Origin of the sequence: Alcaligenes sp. AB3, assembly GCF_031844565.1 — a bacterium.
In the GTDB taxonomy this organism is placed as follows: domain Bacteria; phylum Pseudomonadota; class Gammaproteobacteria; order Burkholderiales; family Burkholderiaceae_B; genus Alcaligenes; species Alcaligenes faecalis.
On sequence record NZ_JAUZVM010000002.1, the window covers coordinates 140854 to 157388 of the forward strand.

The 16535-nt window shown below is 56.9% G+C and carries 15 protein-coding genes; 8 read left to right on the plus strand and 7 right to left on the minus strand.

What is annotated here, in order from left to right; genetic code table 11:
* Nucleotides 1-294: 294 nt before the first annotated feature.
* From dld to lldP, 4 genes are all read right to left on the minus strand, one after another.
* Nucleotides 295-2016 (minus strand): D-lactate dehydrogenase, encoded by a 1722-nt coding sequence (gene dld, locus Q9R35_RS05675; RefSeq protein ID WP_311219517.1) that lies wholly within the window; start codon nt 2014-2016, stop codon nt 295-297.
* 2 nt (nt 2017-2018) lie between these two features.
* Complete coding sequence (gene lldD / locus Q9R35_RS05680; protein ID WP_045930767.1) at nt 2019-3158, minus strand: FMN-dependent L-lactate dehydrogenase LldD; 1140 nt, start codon at nt 3156-3158, stop codon at nt 2019-2021.
* Nucleotides 3155-3934, minus strand: a complete 780-nt coding sequence (gene lldR, locus Q9R35_RS05685) for a transcriptional regulator LldR (protein WP_042482692.1) — start codon at nt 3932-3934, stop codon at nt 3155-3157. Before lldR ends, lldD begins: the two co-directional genes overlap by 4 nt.
* A 79-nt stretch (nt 3935-4013) precedes the next feature.
* The gene (gene lldP / locus Q9R35_RS05690) at nt 4014-5681 is read right to left on the minus strand and encodes an L-lactate permease (RefSeq protein ID WP_042482695.1); all 1668 of its coding nucleotides are present in this window, start codon (nt 5679-5681) and stop codon (nt 4014-4016) included.
* A 419-nt stretch (nt 5682-6100) separates the two neighbouring features.
* On the opposite strand from lldP, the gene Q9R35_RS05695 reads away from it, so the two are divergent.
* From Q9R35_RS05695 to Q9R35_RS05705, 3 genes are all read left to right on the plus strand, one after another.
* Entirely contained in the window at nt 6101-7117 is a 1017-nt protein-coding gene (locus Q9R35_RS05695; RefSeq protein WP_311219518.1) for a TetR/AcrR family transcriptional regulator, read from the plus strand.
* A gap of 241 nt (nt 7118-7358) precedes the next feature.
* Nucleotides 7359-7787: a hypothetical protein gene (locus Q9R35_RS05700; RefSeq protein ID WP_045930768.1), complete on the plus strand. Its 429-nt coding sequence runs from the start codon at nt 7359-7361 to the stop codon at nt 7785-7787.
* 12 nt (nt 7788-7799) lie between these two features.
* Nucleotides 7800-8504 (plus strand): GntR family transcriptional regulator, encoded by a 705-nt coding sequence (locus Q9R35_RS05705; RefSeq protein WP_311219519.1) that lies wholly within the window; start codon nt 7800-7802, stop codon nt 8502-8504.
* 43 nt (nt 8505-8547) lie between these two features.
* On the opposite strand, the gene Q9R35_RS05710 is transcribed toward Q9R35_RS05705, so the two are convergent.
* Nucleotides 8548-9009: an Lrp/AsnC family transcriptional regulator gene (locus Q9R35_RS05710; protein WP_042482705.1), complete on the minus strand. Its 462-nt coding sequence runs from the start codon at nt 9007-9009 to the stop codon at nt 8548-8550.
* Between the two features lie 143 nt (nt 9010-9152).
* On the opposite strand from Q9R35_RS05710, the gene kynU reads away from it, so the two are divergent.
* The 5 genes from kynU to Q9R35_RS05735 all read left to right on the plus strand — a co-directional run bounded on the left by kynU (nt 9153) and on the right by Q9R35_RS05735 (nt 14507).
* Nucleotides 9153-10403, plus strand: coding sequence for a kynureninase (gene kynU, locus Q9R35_RS05715; RefSeq protein WP_086069456.1), 1251 nt, complete (start codon nt 9153-9155; stop codon nt 10401-10403).
* A gap of 35 nt (nt 10404-10438) precedes the next feature.
* Nucleotides 10439-11809, plus strand: a complete 1371-nt coding sequence (locus Q9R35_RS05720) for an amino acid permease (protein WP_042482708.1) — start codon at nt 10439-10441, stop codon at nt 11807-11809.
* 343 nt (nt 11810-12152) lie between these two features.
* Entirely contained in the window at nt 12153-13118 is a 966-nt protein-coding gene (locus Q9R35_RS05725; protein WP_311219520.1) for a hypothetical protein, read from the plus strand.
* Nucleotides 13119-13318: 200 nt separating this feature from the next.
* Complete coding sequence (locus tag Q9R35_RS05730; RefSeq protein ID WP_123794702.1) at nt 13319-13867, plus strand: TetR/AcrR family transcriptional regulator; 549 nt, start codon at nt 13319-13321, stop codon at nt 13865-13867.
* An 88-nt stretch (nt 13868-13955) separates the two neighbouring features.
* The gene (locus tag Q9R35_RS05735) at nt 13956-14507 is read left to right on the plus strand and encodes a peroxiredoxin (protein WP_042482719.1); all 552 of its coding nucleotides are present in this window, start codon (nt 13956-13958) and stop codon (nt 14505-14507) included.
* A gap of 69 nt (nt 14508-14576) precedes the next feature.
* On the opposite strand, the gene Q9R35_RS05740 is transcribed toward Q9R35_RS05735, so the two are convergent.
* Both Q9R35_RS05740 and Q9R35_RS05745 read right to left on the minus strand, forming a co-directional pair.
* A complete protein-coding gene (locus Q9R35_RS05740; protein WP_042482722.1) occupies nt 14577-16058 on the minus strand; it encodes a tripartite tricarboxylate transporter permease in 1482 nt (493 codons plus the stop codon).
* Entirely contained in the window at nt 16058-16531 is a 474-nt protein-coding gene (locus Q9R35_RS05745; RefSeq protein ID WP_045930773.1) for a tripartite tricarboxylate transporter TctB family protein, read from the minus strand. Before Q9R35_RS05745 ends, Q9R35_RS05740 begins: the two co-directional genes overlap by 1 nt.
* Between the last annotated feature and the right edge of the window lie 4 nt (nt 16532-16535).

A 16535-nucleotide genomic window follows, 5' to 3' on the forward strand; every position in this document is an offset into this window, starting at 1 on the left:
ATTGCTTATCCAAAAGCCGTGGAAATCGGCTCTTCACTATAAGGTATTGAGAATCATTATCGATAATGTAATCTAAATTTTGAATTAGTGGAACCTATTAAACTAAATAGGAAAGGCGACAGAATAGTTTTGTGTTGTGGCTGTCACAGCATGCAAAAAAAAACAGGCCCACCAAGTCAAACTTGGAGGGCCTGCTGGTTTGCATGAAGCGTGGTTTATGAAAGGAGGAGGCTGCGCTGCAAGCAAAGGAATGGCGTGCAGCCTGTGCGTGCCTTCATCAAGAAAAGGCGGTTTTTAGTCGTGCTTGCCGCCGCAGCACACACTCCACCATTTGCGGCGCGAAGTGTGGCCGATACCGGGGTTGAAGGTGTTGGTCGGGTCCAGCTCGCGGTAAAAACCGGCCAGGGCAGGTTTGGCGATATACAGGTGGCCTACATTGTGCTCGGCCGGGTACTCGGCACGGCGCTCATCCAGCAGCTTCCACATGCGGTGTTCCATATCCAGAGGAACCACGCCTTTTTTAACGATGTAGTCCTGGTGGAACACGTGGCACAGGAAGTGGCCGTAGTAGAGCTTGTGGACGATGTCTTTTTCCATATCGTCCGGCAGTTGCTCCACCCATTCCTTGTCGTTGCGGCGCAAGGCAATGTCCAGAGCCACAATATCTTCCACGCTGTCGGGGTGCGACTCACGGTAGCGGATGGCGGCACCGGCAATGGCAAAGCGGTGCAGAAAGGCTTTGCGGCCTTCTTCGGCATCGCACTCGAAATAGGCCCCTTGCTGGCTGCCTTCAAATTGCTGACGTAGAAATTCGCGCGTGGCCTGGGCGGTGTCGTTGGAGACACGCAGCAACAGGTGGTGCTCGAAACGGTCACGCCATTCACGCATACGCGGCGGCAGGTGACTGGGCAGGCGGTTCATGATCGCCTGGATGACGCGATCGGTCACGCCACGCCAGCCAAAGCGTTCAAAAAAACCATCGACACGGCTTTTCATTGCAAAGGCGGACGGCACTTTAGCCGTACCAAAACGGTCGATCAGCAAGAAGGTGTCTTTGCCGTACTGCTCGCCAATATCGTAGGCGGTACGGTGGATGTACTCACCCGCAATCGGCAGGCGGGGCAGGTCCGTCAGCAGGTGACGGCGCACGGCAGTCAGCTCATCCGGGTCATTGGTGCCGATGTAGAAAACGGTACTGGCTTCTTTGGGGAAGGTATCCAGACGCACGGCAAAAATGCACAGCTTGCCTGCCGAGCCGGAGGCTTCGTACAGGCGTGAAGGGTCAGCATTGAAACGGGCCGGGGTCTGGGCATCCACGTCGCGCACATCTTCGGCGTAGCGCGGGTCGCTGGCCTTGCGTTCCGGGTCGTTGACGATATCCGCCACACTGTACTTGCCTTGCTCCAGGCGGCTCAGAATTTCTTCGGGGGTATCCCCCAGATTGATGCCCAGGTGATTGACCAGTTGCAGGGTGCCATCGTCCAGCACTTGCGCGTACAGCGTCAATTCCGTGTAGGCCGGGCCGCGTCGCACCAGTGCACCGCCGGAGTTGTTGCAGACACCGCCCAGCACAGACGCGCCGATACACGAGGAGCCAATTACCGAATGGGGTTCACGCTCCAGCGGGGCCAGGGTCTGTTCCAGACGGTCCAGCGTGGCACCGGGCAGGCAGACAACCTGCTCGCCATCGTTGATGACCTGTATGCCTTGCAGACGCATGGTGTTCATCAGCACGATGTCACGGTCGTAGTCGTCACCGTCGGGGGTGGAGCCACCCGTCAGGCCGGTGTTGGCGGCTTGCATGATCACGATGCAATCGGCAGCGACAGCGGCTTGCAGGCTGCGCCATTGTTCCAGCAGCGTTCCGGGCCGTACGACGGCCAGCACCTTGCCTTCACCCGTACGGTGGCCCTTGCGGTAACGACGCGTGCTGCGGTCGTCCGTCAGGACATGAGGGTTGCCGACAATCGAGCGCAGTTGCTGCAACAAATCCGCAGCGCTGGTGGAAACTGACATGGTCAAGACTCCTGTACAAGCAGGTCAGAGGTGATCTGGGAAATACTGCTGACGCTGGTCAGCGTCATGGCGACCCGAATTTCTTTTTCAATCAGGCCCAGCAGGTGGTCCACGCCAGACTGTCCGGCGGCGGCCAGTGCATAAATGTAGGCGCGGCCCAGCATGGCAGCGTCGGCACCCAGGGCAATCATGCGCACCACGTCCAGGCCGCTGCGGATACCGGAGTCCGCCAGAATCTTGATCTGGCCTTTGACGGCATCGGCAATGGCGGGCAGGGCACGGGCCGAGGACAGGACGCCATCCAGCTGGCGGCCACCGTGGTTGGAGACGATGATGCCATCGGCACCAAAGCGCACGGCATCGCGCGCGTCATCGGGGTCCAGAATGCCTTTGATCAGCATGGGGCCTTTCCAGAACTCGCGTATCCACTCCAGATCTTTCCAGGAAATGGAGGGGTCAAAGTTCGCGCCCAGATAGCCCATATAGTCTTCCAGGCCGGTTGGCTTGCCCAGGTAGCGCGAGATATTGCCCAGATCATGCGGACGGCCCAGCAGACCGACATCCCAGGCCCAGCGCGGGTGCATGACAGCCTGGGCATAGCGGCGCAGGGCTGCGTTGGGGCCGCTCATGCCGGAATGGGCATCACGGTAACGCGCGCCGGGTACGGGCATGTCCACCGTAAAGACCAGGGCGCTGCAGCCAGCGGCTTGCGCACGTTCCAGTGCGTTGCGCATGAAACCACGGTCTTTGAGCACATACAGCTGAAACCACATGGGCCGTTTCAGGCGCGGGGCCACTTCCTCGATCGGGCAGACCGACACGCTGGACATGGTGAAGGGAATGCCGTGCGCATCGGCCGCCTGAGCCGCCTGAACTTCACCTCGACGCGCGTACATGCCGGTCAGGCCTACCGGGGACAGGGCCACCGGAATGGACAGCTTTTCACCAAACAGTTCAATGCTGGTGTCCAGCTGGCTCATGTCTTTCAGCACTCGCTGGCGCAGGGCGACATTGGCCAGATCATCCACATTGCGGCGCAGGGTGTGCTCGGCATAGGCACCACCGTCAATGTAGTGGAACAGGAAAGGAGGCAGTCGTTTTTGGGCGGCACGCCGGTAGTCGGTCGAGGAGGAAATAATCATGGCAGGGCGGAGTCCGTTAAGGTCGAGGGCAGTATCTGCAAGCGCGCGGCACGTTCGCGGCGAGCAAGATCTTCGTCGGCCTGAAGAAGGGTGTTGCGTACGTAACCAAGGTGCTCGTTCACGACGCTGCGGGCACGGGCAGCATCGCCATCAATAATGGCTTTGACCAGGGCCTCGTGCTGCGCAGTCAGATGCGTGATGGTTTCCGGCGAGTCGTGCACAAACATGATGATGTCCCGGTTCTGGGTCACGCTGCTGAGCACCAGGTCGAACAGTCCTCGCATGACCTGAACCAGCACCAGGTTATGAGAGGCCTCGGCAACGGCCAGGTGAAACTGGGCATCGGCACGGGCGGATTGCTCGGTATCGCCACTTTGCTGGTAGCGAATCATTTGCTCGAAGCACTGCAGAATCTTGTCTTTGTCGTCGGGCGAGGCGCGCAGGGCGGCGTGCCAGGTGGTGCTGCTCTCCAGAGCAATGCGCGCTTCCAGAACATCGTAGCGGTACTGGGGATCGGATAGCATCAGTGCGGCCAAGGGATCAACAGAGCGCTGAGTCCATTGGGGAGTCTGAGAGGTCAGGTATGTGCCCGAGCCGACCTGACTGCGCAAAATACCCTGGCTGGTCAGTTGCTGAATGGCTTCACGCAGCGAGGCGCGAGACACATTCAATTGGGCGGCCAAGGTGCGTTCGGCAGGCAGACGTTGCCCGGCCTGGTAGTCGCTGGATTGAATCAGCGCCAGCAGTTGTTGGGCGACATGATCAGAGAGGCGCATAGTTCTTGAAGGTACTGAAAAGATAAATCAGCAAGGCGCGAGTCTGCGCGCCTTGCTGATGAAGGATGAGGGTAGGCCCTTAGGGGATCATCCAAGGTAACACATAGGCTTGCAGGGTAGTCAGCAGGCCGATCATGACGGCAAAGATCAGGCTGTGCTTCACGGTAAAGCGGAACAGATCGGATTCTTTGCCAGCCAGCCCCACTGCCGCGCAAGCAATGGCAATGGATTGGGGCGAGATCATCTTGCCGGTGACGCCACCGGTGGTATTGGCCGCCACCATCAGCACCTCAGGCAGACCCAACTGCTGGGCGGTCGTGGCTTGCAAAGCAGCGAACAGGGCGTTGGCAGACGTGTCGGAACCGGTCAGGAACACACCAATCCAGCCCAGGAACGGTGAGAAGAAAGTGAAGGCTTTGCCGGTGTGGGCCAGGGCCAGCGCCAAGGTGGCGGACAGGCCAGAGTAGTTGGCGATAAAGGCAAAGGCCAGCACCATACCGATCGAATAGATAGGGACAGCCAGTTCCTTGAAGGTTTCACCCAGGGTCTCGACGGCTTTTGCGGGCTTCATGCGCAAGAAGATAATCGTGAGCAAGGCGGCAATCAGAATGGCAGTGCCGGTAGCTGACAGCCAGTTAAAGGCGTAGACCGCGCCATAGGGCGTGGCCGAGGCGACCACGGGTGGCGCTTTTTCGACCAGATTGTGCAGGAAGGGCACGGGAATGTTCACGATGGTCGAAGCCAACGGGCCATTGGCAGCAAACAGCACTTTGAAGGGCTGCACACTCCAGATCGTGACCATGGCGGTCAGGATGATGAAGGGCGACCAGGCTTTGAGGATGCGGCCTGTGGTCAGTGCTGCGGGGGCCTGTTCGGCAGTCTTGTCCTGGGCGGGCGTACCCTCTTGTGTCTCAAAGCGGAAGATGCGCTTGGGCTGCCATACTTTCAGGAACAGGGTCAGCACCACCAGGGAAACCAGGGCCGAGGTAATGTCCGGCAGTTCGGGGCCAATATAGTTCGCGGTCAGGAACTGAACCAGGGCGAAGGAACCACCCCCGACCAGAACTGCAGGCCAGGTTTCCTTGATACCGCGCCAGCCGTCCATGATGGCCATCAGCCAGAACAGCACGATGATGGTCATGAAGGGCAGTTGGCGACCGGCCATCTGGCCGATTTCAAAGGGATCAATACCCGATACTTGACCGGCCACAATGATAGGAATACCCATGGCACCGAAAGCAACCGGCGCCGTGTTTGCAATCAGGCACAGACCGGCAGCGTACAAGGGACGGAAACCCAGACCAGCCAGCAAGGCAGCGGTAATTGCGACGGGTGCGCCAAAACCGGCCGCCCCTTCCAGGAAGGCACCAAAGCAGAAACCAACCAGAATCAGCTGCAGGCGCTGGTCAGGCGTGACGGACAGGATAGAGGCGCGAATAACGTCGAACTGACCTGTCTTGACCGAGATCTTGTACAGAAAAACGGCCGCCACAATGATCCAGGCAATGGGCCACAGACCATAGAAAAAGCCATATACAACCGAGGCCAGCGCCGCGGAAACCGGCATGCGATAGAAGAACAGGGCAACGCCCAGAGCCAGCAGCACCGTAATCGTGCCAGCCAGATAGCCCTTCATGCGCAACTTGGTCAGGGCCAGGAAAAAAAAGATGATCGGAATGAGGGCGATCAGTGCCGACAGCCAGATATTGCCGGTGGGATCGTATTGCTGCAGCCACGCTTGTTGCATGTTTGTTCTATCTCCGCAGGAGCAAAGGGGAGGCGCTTGTATTGCAAGCGAACCTGAAGGTCGTTAAATTGGTCTGACCATTTCTTGAGATCGTCAAGAGCAGAGCGCATTGTATCCACGGGTTTATTTGCTTGAATCTCAGTGTTTACCCTAATGTTTCAAGTCTAAATTGGCTTTTTTGATTAATAATTGGTCAGACCAATTTAGTCGGTGTAGAGGGAAATTGGGTTACGCTGTAGCCCGTTTATGGAAATGTCGTACTGCTTGAAAATCGTATCGGGCAAGTTTGCAAAAAACGATATTGAGAAGCATTATCGTTGTTGTAAACTAGGTTTCTGATTTGTAGAGTCTCATCAACTAAATAAGAGGTAGCGGCCAAGGAGACCGTGTGGTGGCTACCCAAAAGGGTCAGAGTAGATATGCAAACCCCTCAGGCGTCCGCGCCACGTGGACGTCCTCCCACCATTACCCGAGCACGGATTGCGGATGCCGGCATTCAGATCGGCCTGCCCAATATCACCTTCGTGGGGGTGGCTGCTGCCTTGGGTGTCAGCCAGATGGCGCTATACAAGCATGTGGGCAATCTGGAAGGGCTGAAACAACTGGTGGCTGAAGAGATCTTCAGCCGCTGGCAAGTGCCGCGGGCGACAATCCCGGTTCAAGGCAGCCTGGAGGATTACTTACAGCTGTTCAGTGCTGCGACGCAAGCCTTTGTGAAAGCCAATCCGGGCATCACGCCTTATGTGATACGCAGGCTGGTGGCGACCCCTTCCATGCTGGACAAGATTCGGGAGCATCAAGAGCACATCGCCCAGGCGTATGGCGTGTCGTTTGAGCGCTCGCGTTACTTGATGGGCACGGTAGCCTTTCATTGTCTGGCCGTTGCCGATACCGTGTATGCCGTCGCAGGCCGTGAGCCACGCGCGGCGGTGGAGCGGGTCGTGGAAGAGATCGAGATGGAAAGCATATTGCAATTAGGCATGACAGCCCTTATTCAAGGAGCTTTAGCAATGAACGAGCAAGAGATTTCTGCCGGCGTTTCCACTCAGTTTTTAGATACTTCCGCTTTGCCCATGGCACGGCTTCACGAGTTTCCCTTGACCCTGGAACAGGCCACGCAGTGGCTGGACGATATGGAAACCCTGATCAAGGCAGAAAAGGAATTCGTACTGGTTTACGAAAACCTGCCTGATCCTTCTACCCCCGGCGATCCGGAAGGGCGCAAGAAAGCGGTGCTGTGGTTGAAAGCGCATCGTGAAGGCTTTGGCCGTTATTGTCGTGGCATGGTGATGATGTGCGAAGATCCTGCGCAACTGCCTGTCTTGCAGGAGATGGTGGGGCCTTTGGAAAAAGTCTATCGCGTACCGGGTGGCGTGGCGTCCAGTCCGGAGGAACTGCGCACATTGATTCAGAAATGGGTGTCGCCTGAGCAATAAGCAAACCGTAGTGTTGGCCTGAGGTTCTTGTACCTCGGGTTTTCAAGCCGCTGCCTGTCTTTGCAAGGACACAGCGGCTTTGTTGATTCTTGGGTCTGGCTGTGTAGTGGCTAACGATGGGGTTCATCAGAACAATCCTGTTGTGCGGTCGTAGGCGTTTTCCCGTCTAGCTTCATGCGGGCATTGGCATGACAATGACTTTATTGTCATAACAATGGCAAATCACCACAGGAGCCACTACGTGAAAGATCCACATTGTCATTCCAGCAGCATCCTGGTTGAGCGACCCGCGCATATTGCGTTTGAAATCATGTCGGATGGCATCCAGCAAGGTCAGTGGGCCTGGGGCAGCGCCAATCGCACCGAGGTGGAGCCAGGCCTGTTCAAGGGGACATCGGTTTTTAGCGGTCAGGAAACCTATGTGCGCCTGAATGTGGATGCCGAGCGCTTCCAGGTGGATTACGAGGTAGGCGCCAGCAAGGATGGCATGCAGTTTCGGAACATGTCGCGTGTTATTCCAGGAGAGGTCCTCAAGCTGGGTGCGGACAAATGTGTGGTGAGCCTGCTGACCTGGAGGCTGGCAACACAAAGCGATGCCGCATGGGAGCAAATCTCTTGTGTGCACGAAGCCGAAATGTTCCTGATCAAGGGTTTGCTGGAACGCGAGTAAAGAAATCAGATAATGAGTACAAAGCCGCTTTATGAACAGCTTGCCGACAAGCTGACCCGCTACATTCGGGATGGACGTCTGAAACCGGGGGATCGATTGCCTACCGAAGCGGAATTGGGCGAGATGTTTGGTGTTAGCCGAATTACGGTGCGTCAGGGGCTGGCGATTCTGACGCGTAACGGCTTGATTGAACGCTTTGCCAGCCGGGGCACCTTTGTGCTGGAGCGCAAGAATACCGGCTCGTGGGAGCTGGGTTCCATCAATGATCTGGTGCAGCTGGGCAAAGACACCACCACCAAGATTGCCAGCTGGTCTTTGGCGCCACCACCTGCCGAGATTGCCGAGTTCTTTGCGTCCGATGAGCCGGTCTACAAGCTGCAAGCGGTGCGCTACAAATCAGCTGTCCCGCTTTATTTTGCAGAGAACTACTTGTTGCGCTCTATCGGCGAACGCATTCCGGCAGAGGCTCTGGAAACGCGCACCATGGTGGAGATGCTGACGTCCGTGCTGAATGTACCCATCAAGCATGCGCAAGAAGAGATCAGCATGGCTGACGCTTCGGCGGAGATGGCCAAGCAGCTGTGGATCAAGGAAAACCAGGCCGTGATCGTGCAGCGTATCGACTTGTTCGATACCGATGACAGGCCGGTGCAAAGCGGCAAGGGCTGGTGGCGCAGTGAGCATTTCAAGCGACGCTTCAAACTGAACTACGTCTAAGCCTGGAGCTTCGCACCAGGCCAGATCTTGCCGGTATGCCGGTTTACACAGGCAAGCGTTGCCCCTTGGCCTTGATACAGGACAGCACAATCTGCGAATGGATTTTGGTCACGCCGCGCAGCGTGTTGAGCTTGTGAATCACGAAGTTGGAGAAGGTCTCGAAGTTGCGCGTGCGTATGTGCAGCATGTAGTTGGCCTGCCCGGTCACGATGTAGGCATGCAGCACCTCATCCATGGTGGCCAGCGCCTTGCTCAGGTACTGATGTTCGCTCTCGTTGAGCTGCGCAATATTCACTTCCACAAAGGCTTCAATGGCAAAGCCCAGCTTGCTGGCGCTCAAGTTGGCGCTGTAGTTTTCGATCAGCCCTTCCTGCTCCAGAATTTTTACCCGTCGGTGGCAGGAGGAGGGGGAAAGGGCCACCAGGTCAGCCAGTTCCTGGTTGCTGAGCCTGCCGTTGTCCTGCAAAAGGCGCAGGATTTTCAGGTCTGTCTCGTCTAGTCTCATATTTTAGAATTATCTATGAAAAGGTTTTTTGAAAACCGAATTTTCTTTCAGATTTAATCATAATCTTCATCGCTTTGGAATAATTTGCCAAGGCCTCGGTGCTAGACTAAATGACGTAAAAAGCAGAATCGAGGAGCATGAACATGATTACCTTGCAGCAATGCGAGCAGTGGGATCAGGCCGATGAACTGGCTGCCTTCAAAGCCAAGTTCGACCTGCCACCCAATACGATTTATCTGGACGGAAACTCCTTGGGCGCCATGCCCCGGCACGCCATGGAGCGCGCCCAGGAAGTGATTGGCCAGGAATGGCGCACCGACCTGATCAATAGCTGGAACAAAGCAGGCTGGTGGACCTTGCCCGTGCGTCTGGGCGACCAGATGTCGCCGTTGATTGGTGCCGGCCAAGGCGAAACCATCGTCAGCGACAGCACCTCCGTGAACCTGTTCAAGGTGCTGGCCGCGGCCGTCAATTTGCAAAAAGAGCGCCATCCGCAAAAGAAAGTGATTCTGGCCGAGCGCGATTCTTTCCCTACGGATCTGTACATCATTGAAGGGTTTAACGCCTTCTTTGGTAAAGACTATAGGCTGGAGCTGATTGATGATCCGGCTGACCTGCAAACCGCGGTCAACGATGAAACGGCTGTAGTCGTGTTGTCCCATGTGAACTATCGCACAGGTTACTTGCACGATATGCAGGCGACCAACCGTCTGGTGCACGGGCACAATGGCCTGGTGATCTGGGATTTGTGCCATTCGGTGGGCGCCTTGCCTATCGAACTGAAAGACAGCGGTTCGGACTTTGCGATTGGCTGCACCTACAAGTACCTGAATGCAGGTCCGGGCGCACCGGCCTTGCTGTGGGTGAACCCTGCGCTGATGGGCCAGATCAGCCAGCCTCTGTCAGGCTGGTGGGGGCACAAGCATCCCTTTGCCATGAGCCCGTCGTACGAAGCGGCCAATGGTATTGAGCGCTTTTTGTGCGGTACCCAACCCATTGTTTCCTTGAGCCTGGTTGCTTGCGGTGTGGACGTGTTCCTGCAAACCGATTTGCAGGCCGTGCGACGTAAATCCCTGGCCCTGACGGACCTGTTCATTAGCTTGGTAGAGCAGGAATGTGCAGAGTTTGGCCTGCGTCTGGTGACTCCGCGTGATCACCACTACCGTGGCAGCCATGTCAGCTTTGCGCACGAGCAAGGTTATGCAGCTATCCAGGCCCTGATTGCCCGTGGGGTGATTGGCGACTACCGCGAGCCCGAAGTCATGCGTTTTGGTATTACGCCCTTGTACCTGTCGTTTGTGGATATCTGGCAGGCTGTGCAGCATATCAAGGCCGTGTTTGCGAATAAGGAATGGGACAAGCCGGCTTACAAAACACGCTCCAAGGTGACTTGATAACGGCGACAGAAAAATAATCATAGGGAGGAGACATGAGCCGATTTGAGCAAATTCAATCGCGCGAAGCCGGGCTGCATAAAAAACTGAGTGCCCGCCAAATGAGCATGATTGCGATCGGGGGCGCCATCGGTACCGGCTTGTTCCTGGGCAGCAAATTTGCCATTGGTTTTGCCGGTCCCGGTGTTGTACTGAGTTATGTGATTGGCGGCTTTATTGCTCTGGTCCTGATGGGCTGCCTGGCCGAGATGACGGTGGAACACCCCACATCAGGCTCCTTCGGGGCCTATGCAGAGTTCTATATCCATCCGCTGGCCGGGTTCCTGGTGCGCTACAGCTATTGGGCCTGCATTGTCCTGGCCGTGGGCACCGAGGTGACGGCGGTGGCGGACTATATGAAGTTCTGGTTCCCGGATGTCTCGCCCTGGATCTGGATCGCCTTTTTCTCGGCCGTGCTGATTGCGGTCAATGCTTACAGCGTCAAGGCGTTCGGCTCGGTGGAGTATTGGTTTGCCTTGATCAAGGTGTTCGCCATCATCGCGTTCATCGTGCTGGCTATCGGTATGTTGACGGGCTATTACAAGCCGGCGCAGGTGCAGGAAAACCTGTTCGGCCAGGGCGGCTTCATGCCCAATGGCTGGTATGGGGTGTGGGTAGGGGTGATCATTTCCATCTTCAGTTATCTGAGTATCGAGATGATTGCGGTGGCGGCGGGCGAGGCTGAAAACCCCGAGCAGGCCGTGCGTCAGGCCTTCAAGGCCACCATCTGGCGCTTGATCATTTTCTACCTGCTGTCCTTGTCCCTGATCGTGATGCTGGTGCCTTGGCAGGTGCTGGTTGCGGAAGGCACAACCAGTCCTTTCATTACCGTGATGCAGGCTGTGGGTATTCCTTACGCAGACAGCATCTTGAACTTCATCGTGATCATTGCGGCCCTGTCGGCCATGAACAGCATGCTCTACATTTCGACCCGCATGATGTTCAGCTTGTCGCGTGCCGGTGATGCGCCTGCGGCGCTGGGTAAAGTAGCTCGCAATGGTGTGCCCTTGAATGCCCTGGCCTTGTCGGCCAGCGGTGTGGCCGTGGCCGCGGTGGTGTATGCCTACAATCCGGAAACCGCCTTTCCGGTGATGATTGCCTTGTCCATGTTTGGTGCCTTGTTCACATGGGGCATGATTTTCCTGACCCATTTGTTCTTCCGCCGCCGCGTGGCTCAGGAAGGTGTGCAACTGCGCTTTCGCATGCCTGCCTATCCGATTGGCACCTTGTTGGGCCTGATCGGAATTGTGGCGATTTTGGTGACGACCTGGTTCATCAATATCTTCCATTACACCTTGCTGTTTGGTGTGCCGTTCCTGCTGGCCTTGGTGGTGATTTATTTTGTACGAGGACGCAAAGCAGCCTGACTCATTTGACGGTGCTGTGCTGTTGGAAACCGCCCCTGCTTTTGCAGGGGCTTTTTCTTGCCTGTTCAGTCTGTGCCTGCCTCTATGGTGCTCGCTTATGCGCAGGGGTGGAGCAGGGCGCGTGCTTCAGGAGGGGCTGAGCGGTGACTTTTTGATTTGTCTCAGCCATGGCTTTCTTTATTGCATTTACGGAATAGTCAAAAAGTGGAAAATGTATAGTTTGAGACTATTATGTCTCAATCAAGATTTTTTTCACTCAAAGAAAACGATCCCACGTCTTTGCTCTTGCCATCGACATGGCGACGTTCATGTGCAGTGTTTTATTCAATGCCTGGGGGAGGCAATGAGTCGTCATGGAGGTCACGTGACCGATCAGAACAAATTGCGAGCAGTGGCAGGCAAGGGCTTGTTGGGGCCCGGCGCAGATGCGGCCTTTGGTCGCCTGGCAGCACCGGAGATTCGCCAGCGCGTGATGCTGGCGCATTGGGTGGCGCACAGCCGGGACAAGACCCAGCAGTATCTGGGTTTTCCGTTGGGCCGCATCATGTTGCAGCGCTGGATGCGCAGCAAGGTGGGCAGCCGCCGTATCGAAGCGTTTGGTCTGCCCCGCCACATCGTTCATGAAACCTTGGACGAGCAGGCATTAACCCTGCATGTGAACCCGCGAGAGCTGATACGCATGGCCATTCAGGCCCCTCGCAAAGAGGAAAAACGACCTTTCTCTTTGGCCTTTATCTGGGAGGGAAGCTGGGACCAGCGGCGCGAAGATCTGCGTGTCGGAACGCGTTATTCCCTGATCAGCGATCTGGATGAAAATCGGCATCAGTTGGAGCAAACGGCGCGCTTCAAGAAGCTGATGAAGCGCATCGAGCAGGGCAATCCCTGGGAGTCGTATCAGCAAGGCGTGTTTCTGGATACGCCGGAAAAAATCATTGAATACCTGCGTATCTATCTGGGCTTTCTGGACGATATGGCCCGTGATGGTTTTGATCCCAAACGCGGCAAAGACGCCTTGGGCGTGGTGATCTCGCGCGATGGCCGCATTCTGAAAATCAATCGGGGCCTGCACAGGCTGGCCATGGCGCAGCGGCTGGGTCTGCCCAGCGTGCCCGTGCAGGTACGCCACGTGCACAGGTTCTGGTGGGATCGAGTGACCGCCGGGGCGACAGGAGAGCTGGCCTTGCATCGAATGCAGCAAGCCTTGCGCCGCTGTGTGCCTGAAACCCGGCCTGGCCCTCTGGATCGGGACCCGGATACCTTGCTGACGGAAGCATTCTGGCCTGCACCGCGTGTCGCCGGAGGCGTTTGAAAAATCACCCGCATAGTCATTATTCCATGGGTGAAATACGGTTTCCCACTGAATGACGTTACACTAGCGCACGCTCCACCCAGCGAGCGTGCCTGTTTGTTTTCCTGATCTCCAGTGGTTCAAAACAACAAGACCGACTCGTAACAATCTGGCCATCGCCTGGGCCCGATCAAGTCCTGTATTACCTAGGGGAAAAAATTATGACTGCAGCAAAACCTCGGCCACGCGAGGAATTGCTATTGCGACTTGTCAATGCGCTGGCGGATCAGCCACGCGCCTCCATGGGACAACTGGCCGGTTTGGTGGGCTTGAGTCGTGCAACCTTGTGCCGCTACTTTCCTTCCCGTGAAACCATGATGACGGAGATCTTCCAGGAGGGGGTTATCAGTGCCGAGCAGGCCATCGAGCGTGCCCGCCTGTGCGAGGGGCCGCCGCAAGAAGCCCTTCAGCGCCTCATACAGGAACTGCTACCCATTGTGGAGCTGTACATGTACGTGGAGCGCCAGTTGCAGGTAGAAGAAGACTCTACGGCCCGTACTGAAGCGGTGCGACAGGCTTTGATTCAGCAGTTTCAGCATTGGCAGGAAATTGGGGCCTTGCGCCGGGATTTGTCGGCCAGTTGGTTGTGTGAGTCCTTGTTTGCCTTGTTGAGCAAGGCCGCCCGATTGATACGGGCAGGCCGCCTGGCCCGCCATGATGCACCCCATAATGTGTTTTCCTTGCTGTGGGGCGGGATCGTTCATCCTTGATTGGTTTGCAAAAACCAGGTCTTGTGCTTTCCTGCTCTGGCGGATTACGCTGCTTGCTGGTGCAGCATGGAAATCCGGAGGCAATGGCATGAAACACACAATCGCACGATTCTCTTTGAGCTTTTCCCTGCTGATGGCGGCAGGTGGCGCACAGGCTGCATTGGAGCTGGGTACTCCCGCGCCGGACTTCACGGTGCAAGCCGCCCTGGCCGGTAAAACCTTTGATTTCTCCTTGAAAGAGGCGCTGAATAACGGGCCGGTCGTACTGTACTTTTATCCGGCCGCGTTCACTAAAGGTTGCACGATCGAAGCGCATACCTTTGCCGAAGCCATTGATGAGTATGCCTATTTCGGTGCCACGGTCATCGGGCTTTCCGCAGACAATATCGACACTCTGAAAGACTTTTCCACCGGCCCTTGCGGCAGCAAGTTTGCGGTGGGCGCCGATACCACTGGCCAGGTCATCAAGGCTTATGATGCAGGCTTGGGAACCCATACGGAACGGGCCGCGCGCATGTCTTATGTGATCTCGCCCGAGGGCAAGATTGTGTATGAATACACGGCCATGGACCCCGATGAGCATGTCAGCAAGACCTTGCAGGCCGTGCGCGATCTGGCGGCGCAGCAAGGGACAAAATAAGCGCTTGGCTTGATGCTTGTTCGGGAGGAAAGCAAGCCGCGCAGGACACGGGGCTTGCTTTTTTGTGGCTTATTTTTGCAGTCGCTTGAGCATGTACGGCACGCTCAAAAACAGAATGGCCGCAATATAAAAACCCACTGCAATCGGACTTTCCAGCAGCACCAGAAAATTTCCCTGTCCGGCTGCCAGGGCCGTTCGCAACTGATTCTCGGCCAAGGGCACCAGAATCAGACCGATCAGCAAAGGGGCAATGGGAAAGCCATAGACCCGCATGATGTAGCTGACCACGCCCAGGCCGGCCATCATGGCCAATTCAAAGGTGGAGCCGGACACGCCCCAGATGCCGATCATGGCAAAGACCAGAATCCCGGCATAAAGCTGCGGTTTGGGGATATAAAGCAGACGCACCCATAGGCCGACCAGCGGCAGGTTCAGCACCAGCAGCATGGCGTTGCCGACATACAGCGAGGCAATCAGGCCCCAGACCAGTTCAGGATTGCTGGAAAACAGAAAAGGTCCGGGCTGCAGGCCGTAGTTTTGAAACGCAACCAGCAAAATGGCGGCAGTGGCGGATGTGGGCAAGCCCAGCGTCAGCAAGGGCACCAGAATTCCGGCTGCGGCGGCATTATTGGCCGCTTCGGGACCGGCAACGCCTTCGATCGCACCGTGTCCAAACTCATCCTTGTTCTTGGACAGGTTTTTTTCCAGTGAATAGGACAGCATGGTGGGCAATTCTGAGCCCCCGCCAGGAATCGCCCCCATCGGGAAACCAATGACCGTGCCACGCAACCAGGGCTTCCATGAGCGGGCCCATTCATTGCGTGTCATGAAGGCTTTGCCACTGATGGGGATGATCTGCTCGTCGTTGTGACGAAAGCGGCTGGCCACGTACAGAATTTCTCCTACCGCAAAGACCGAGACCAGCACCACCGTCAGCTCAACACCATCGAGCAGGTCGGGCAGCCCGAAGGTCATGCGAGCCTGCCCGGTCATGGCATCGATCCCGATCACGCCCAGTGCCAGGCCCAGAAACAAGGAAATAAAACCACGGACGCGGGAAGCTCCCATCACCACAGCGACCGAGGTAAAGGCCATGATGGTCAGGGCAAAGTAGTCTGCCGGTGTGAAGATAAAGGCCAGCTCGGCAACGACCGGAGCGGCAAAGGTCAGCGCCAGGGTAGCGATAGTGCCGGCAATAAAAGAGCCAATCGCGGCCGTGGCCAAGGCCGCCGCGCCCCGTCCACGGCGTGCCATCTTGTTGCCTTCCAGGGCCGTCATCATGGAACCGGCTTCGCCGGGGGTGTTGATCAGAATGGCAGTGGTCGAGCCACCATACATGGCCCCGTAAAGCACCCCGGCGAACATGATGAAGGCCGAGACCGGGCCGACAGAGACGGTGACCGGCAGCAGCAGGGCAATGGTCAGCGCCGGGCCAATGCCGGGCAGGATGCCAATGGCCGTACCCAGCACCGAACCAATCAAGGCCCACATCAGGTTCATGGGCTGCAGGGCTACCTCAAAGCCGTGCAAGAGCAAAGAAAGCGTATCCATTACAGCCCCGCCACAGGAAGAAAGCCGCCCAGTTGCAAACCCAGGCGGCCAAACAGAAACCAGCAGGCGCTGCCCAGTACAAAGCCGGAGAGCAGATCCAGCAGCACGCGACGTGAACCCAGAGCACGTGCCACCAGCATGAAACACACTGAGGCCGTGAGTGGCAGGCCCAAAGGCTCCATCATCAGGCTGGGCAGCACAGCAGCCAGCAGGACGGTCAGAAAGGGCCCCTTGTCCATGCCAGGATCCTGGGCCAGCTCTTCCTTGTCGAAGGCGGTGCCACGATGCATTTGCAGCAGGAACAAAATACCCAGAACAATCAGTCCCACGCCGACCAGCGCAACGAACAGGCCTGGGCCAATCGCGGCATATTGTGCGCTGAGGGTCAGGGACATGGAGGCATAGAGACAGACGGCACCCGCCAGGATGACCGCCAGCCCCAGCCACCAGGGCTGACGCGAAGTTGCACTCATGTGT

Coding starts and splice junctions, on each gene's coding strand:
- Q9R35_RS05720 (WP_042482708.1), top strand. CDS start 10,439: ATGAGCCGATTTGAGCAAATTCAATCGCGCGAAGCCGGGCTGCATAAA.
- Q9R35_RS05730 (WP_123794702.1), top strand. CDS start 13,319: ATGACTGCAGCAAAACCTCGGCCACGCGAGGAATTGCTATTGCGACTT.
- Q9R35_RS05725 (WP_311219520.1), top strand. CDS start 12,153: ATGAGTCGTCATGGAGGTCACGTGACCGATCAGAACAAATTGCGAGCA.
- dld (WP_311219517.1), bottom strand. CDS start 2,016: ATGTCAGTTTCCACCAGCGCTGCGGATTTGTTGCAGCAACTGCGCTCG.
- lldR (WP_042482692.1), bottom strand. CDS start 3,934: ATGCGCCTCTCTGATCATGTCGCCCAACAACTGCTGGCGCTGATTCAA.
- lldP (WP_042482695.1), bottom strand. CDS start 5,681: ATGCAACAAGCGTGGCTGCAGCAATACGATCCCACCGGCAATATCTGG.
- Q9R35_RS05745 (WP_045930773.1), bottom strand. CDS start 16,531: ATGAGTGCAACTTCGCGTCAGCCCTGGTGGCTGGGGCTGGCGGTCATC.
- Q9R35_RS05695 (WP_311219518.1), top strand. CDS start 6,101: ATGCAAACCCCTCAGGCGTCCGCGCCACGTGGACGTCCTCCCACCATT.
- Q9R35_RS05735 (WP_042482719.1), top strand. CDS start 13,956: ATGAAACACACAATCGCACGATTCTCTTTGAGCTTTTCCCTGCTGATG.
- Q9R35_RS05705 (WP_311219519.1), top strand. CDS start 7,800: ATGAGTACAAAGCCGCTTTATGAACAGCTTGCCGACAAGCTGACCCGC.
- Q9R35_RS05710 (WP_042482705.1), bottom strand. CDS start 9,009: ATGAGACTAGACGAGACAGACCTGAAAATCCTGCGCCTTTTGCAGGAC.
- lldD (WP_045930767.1), bottom strand. CDS start 3,158: ATGATTATTTCCTCCTCGACCGACTACCGGCGTGCCGCCCAAAAACGA.
- kynU (WP_086069456.1), top strand. CDS start 9,153: ATGATTACCTTGCAGCAATGCGAGCAGTGGGATCAGGCCGATGAACTG.
- Q9R35_RS05740 (WP_042482722.1), bottom strand. CDS start 16,058: ATGGATACGCTTTCTTTGCTCTTGCACGGCTTTGAGGTAGCCCTGCAG.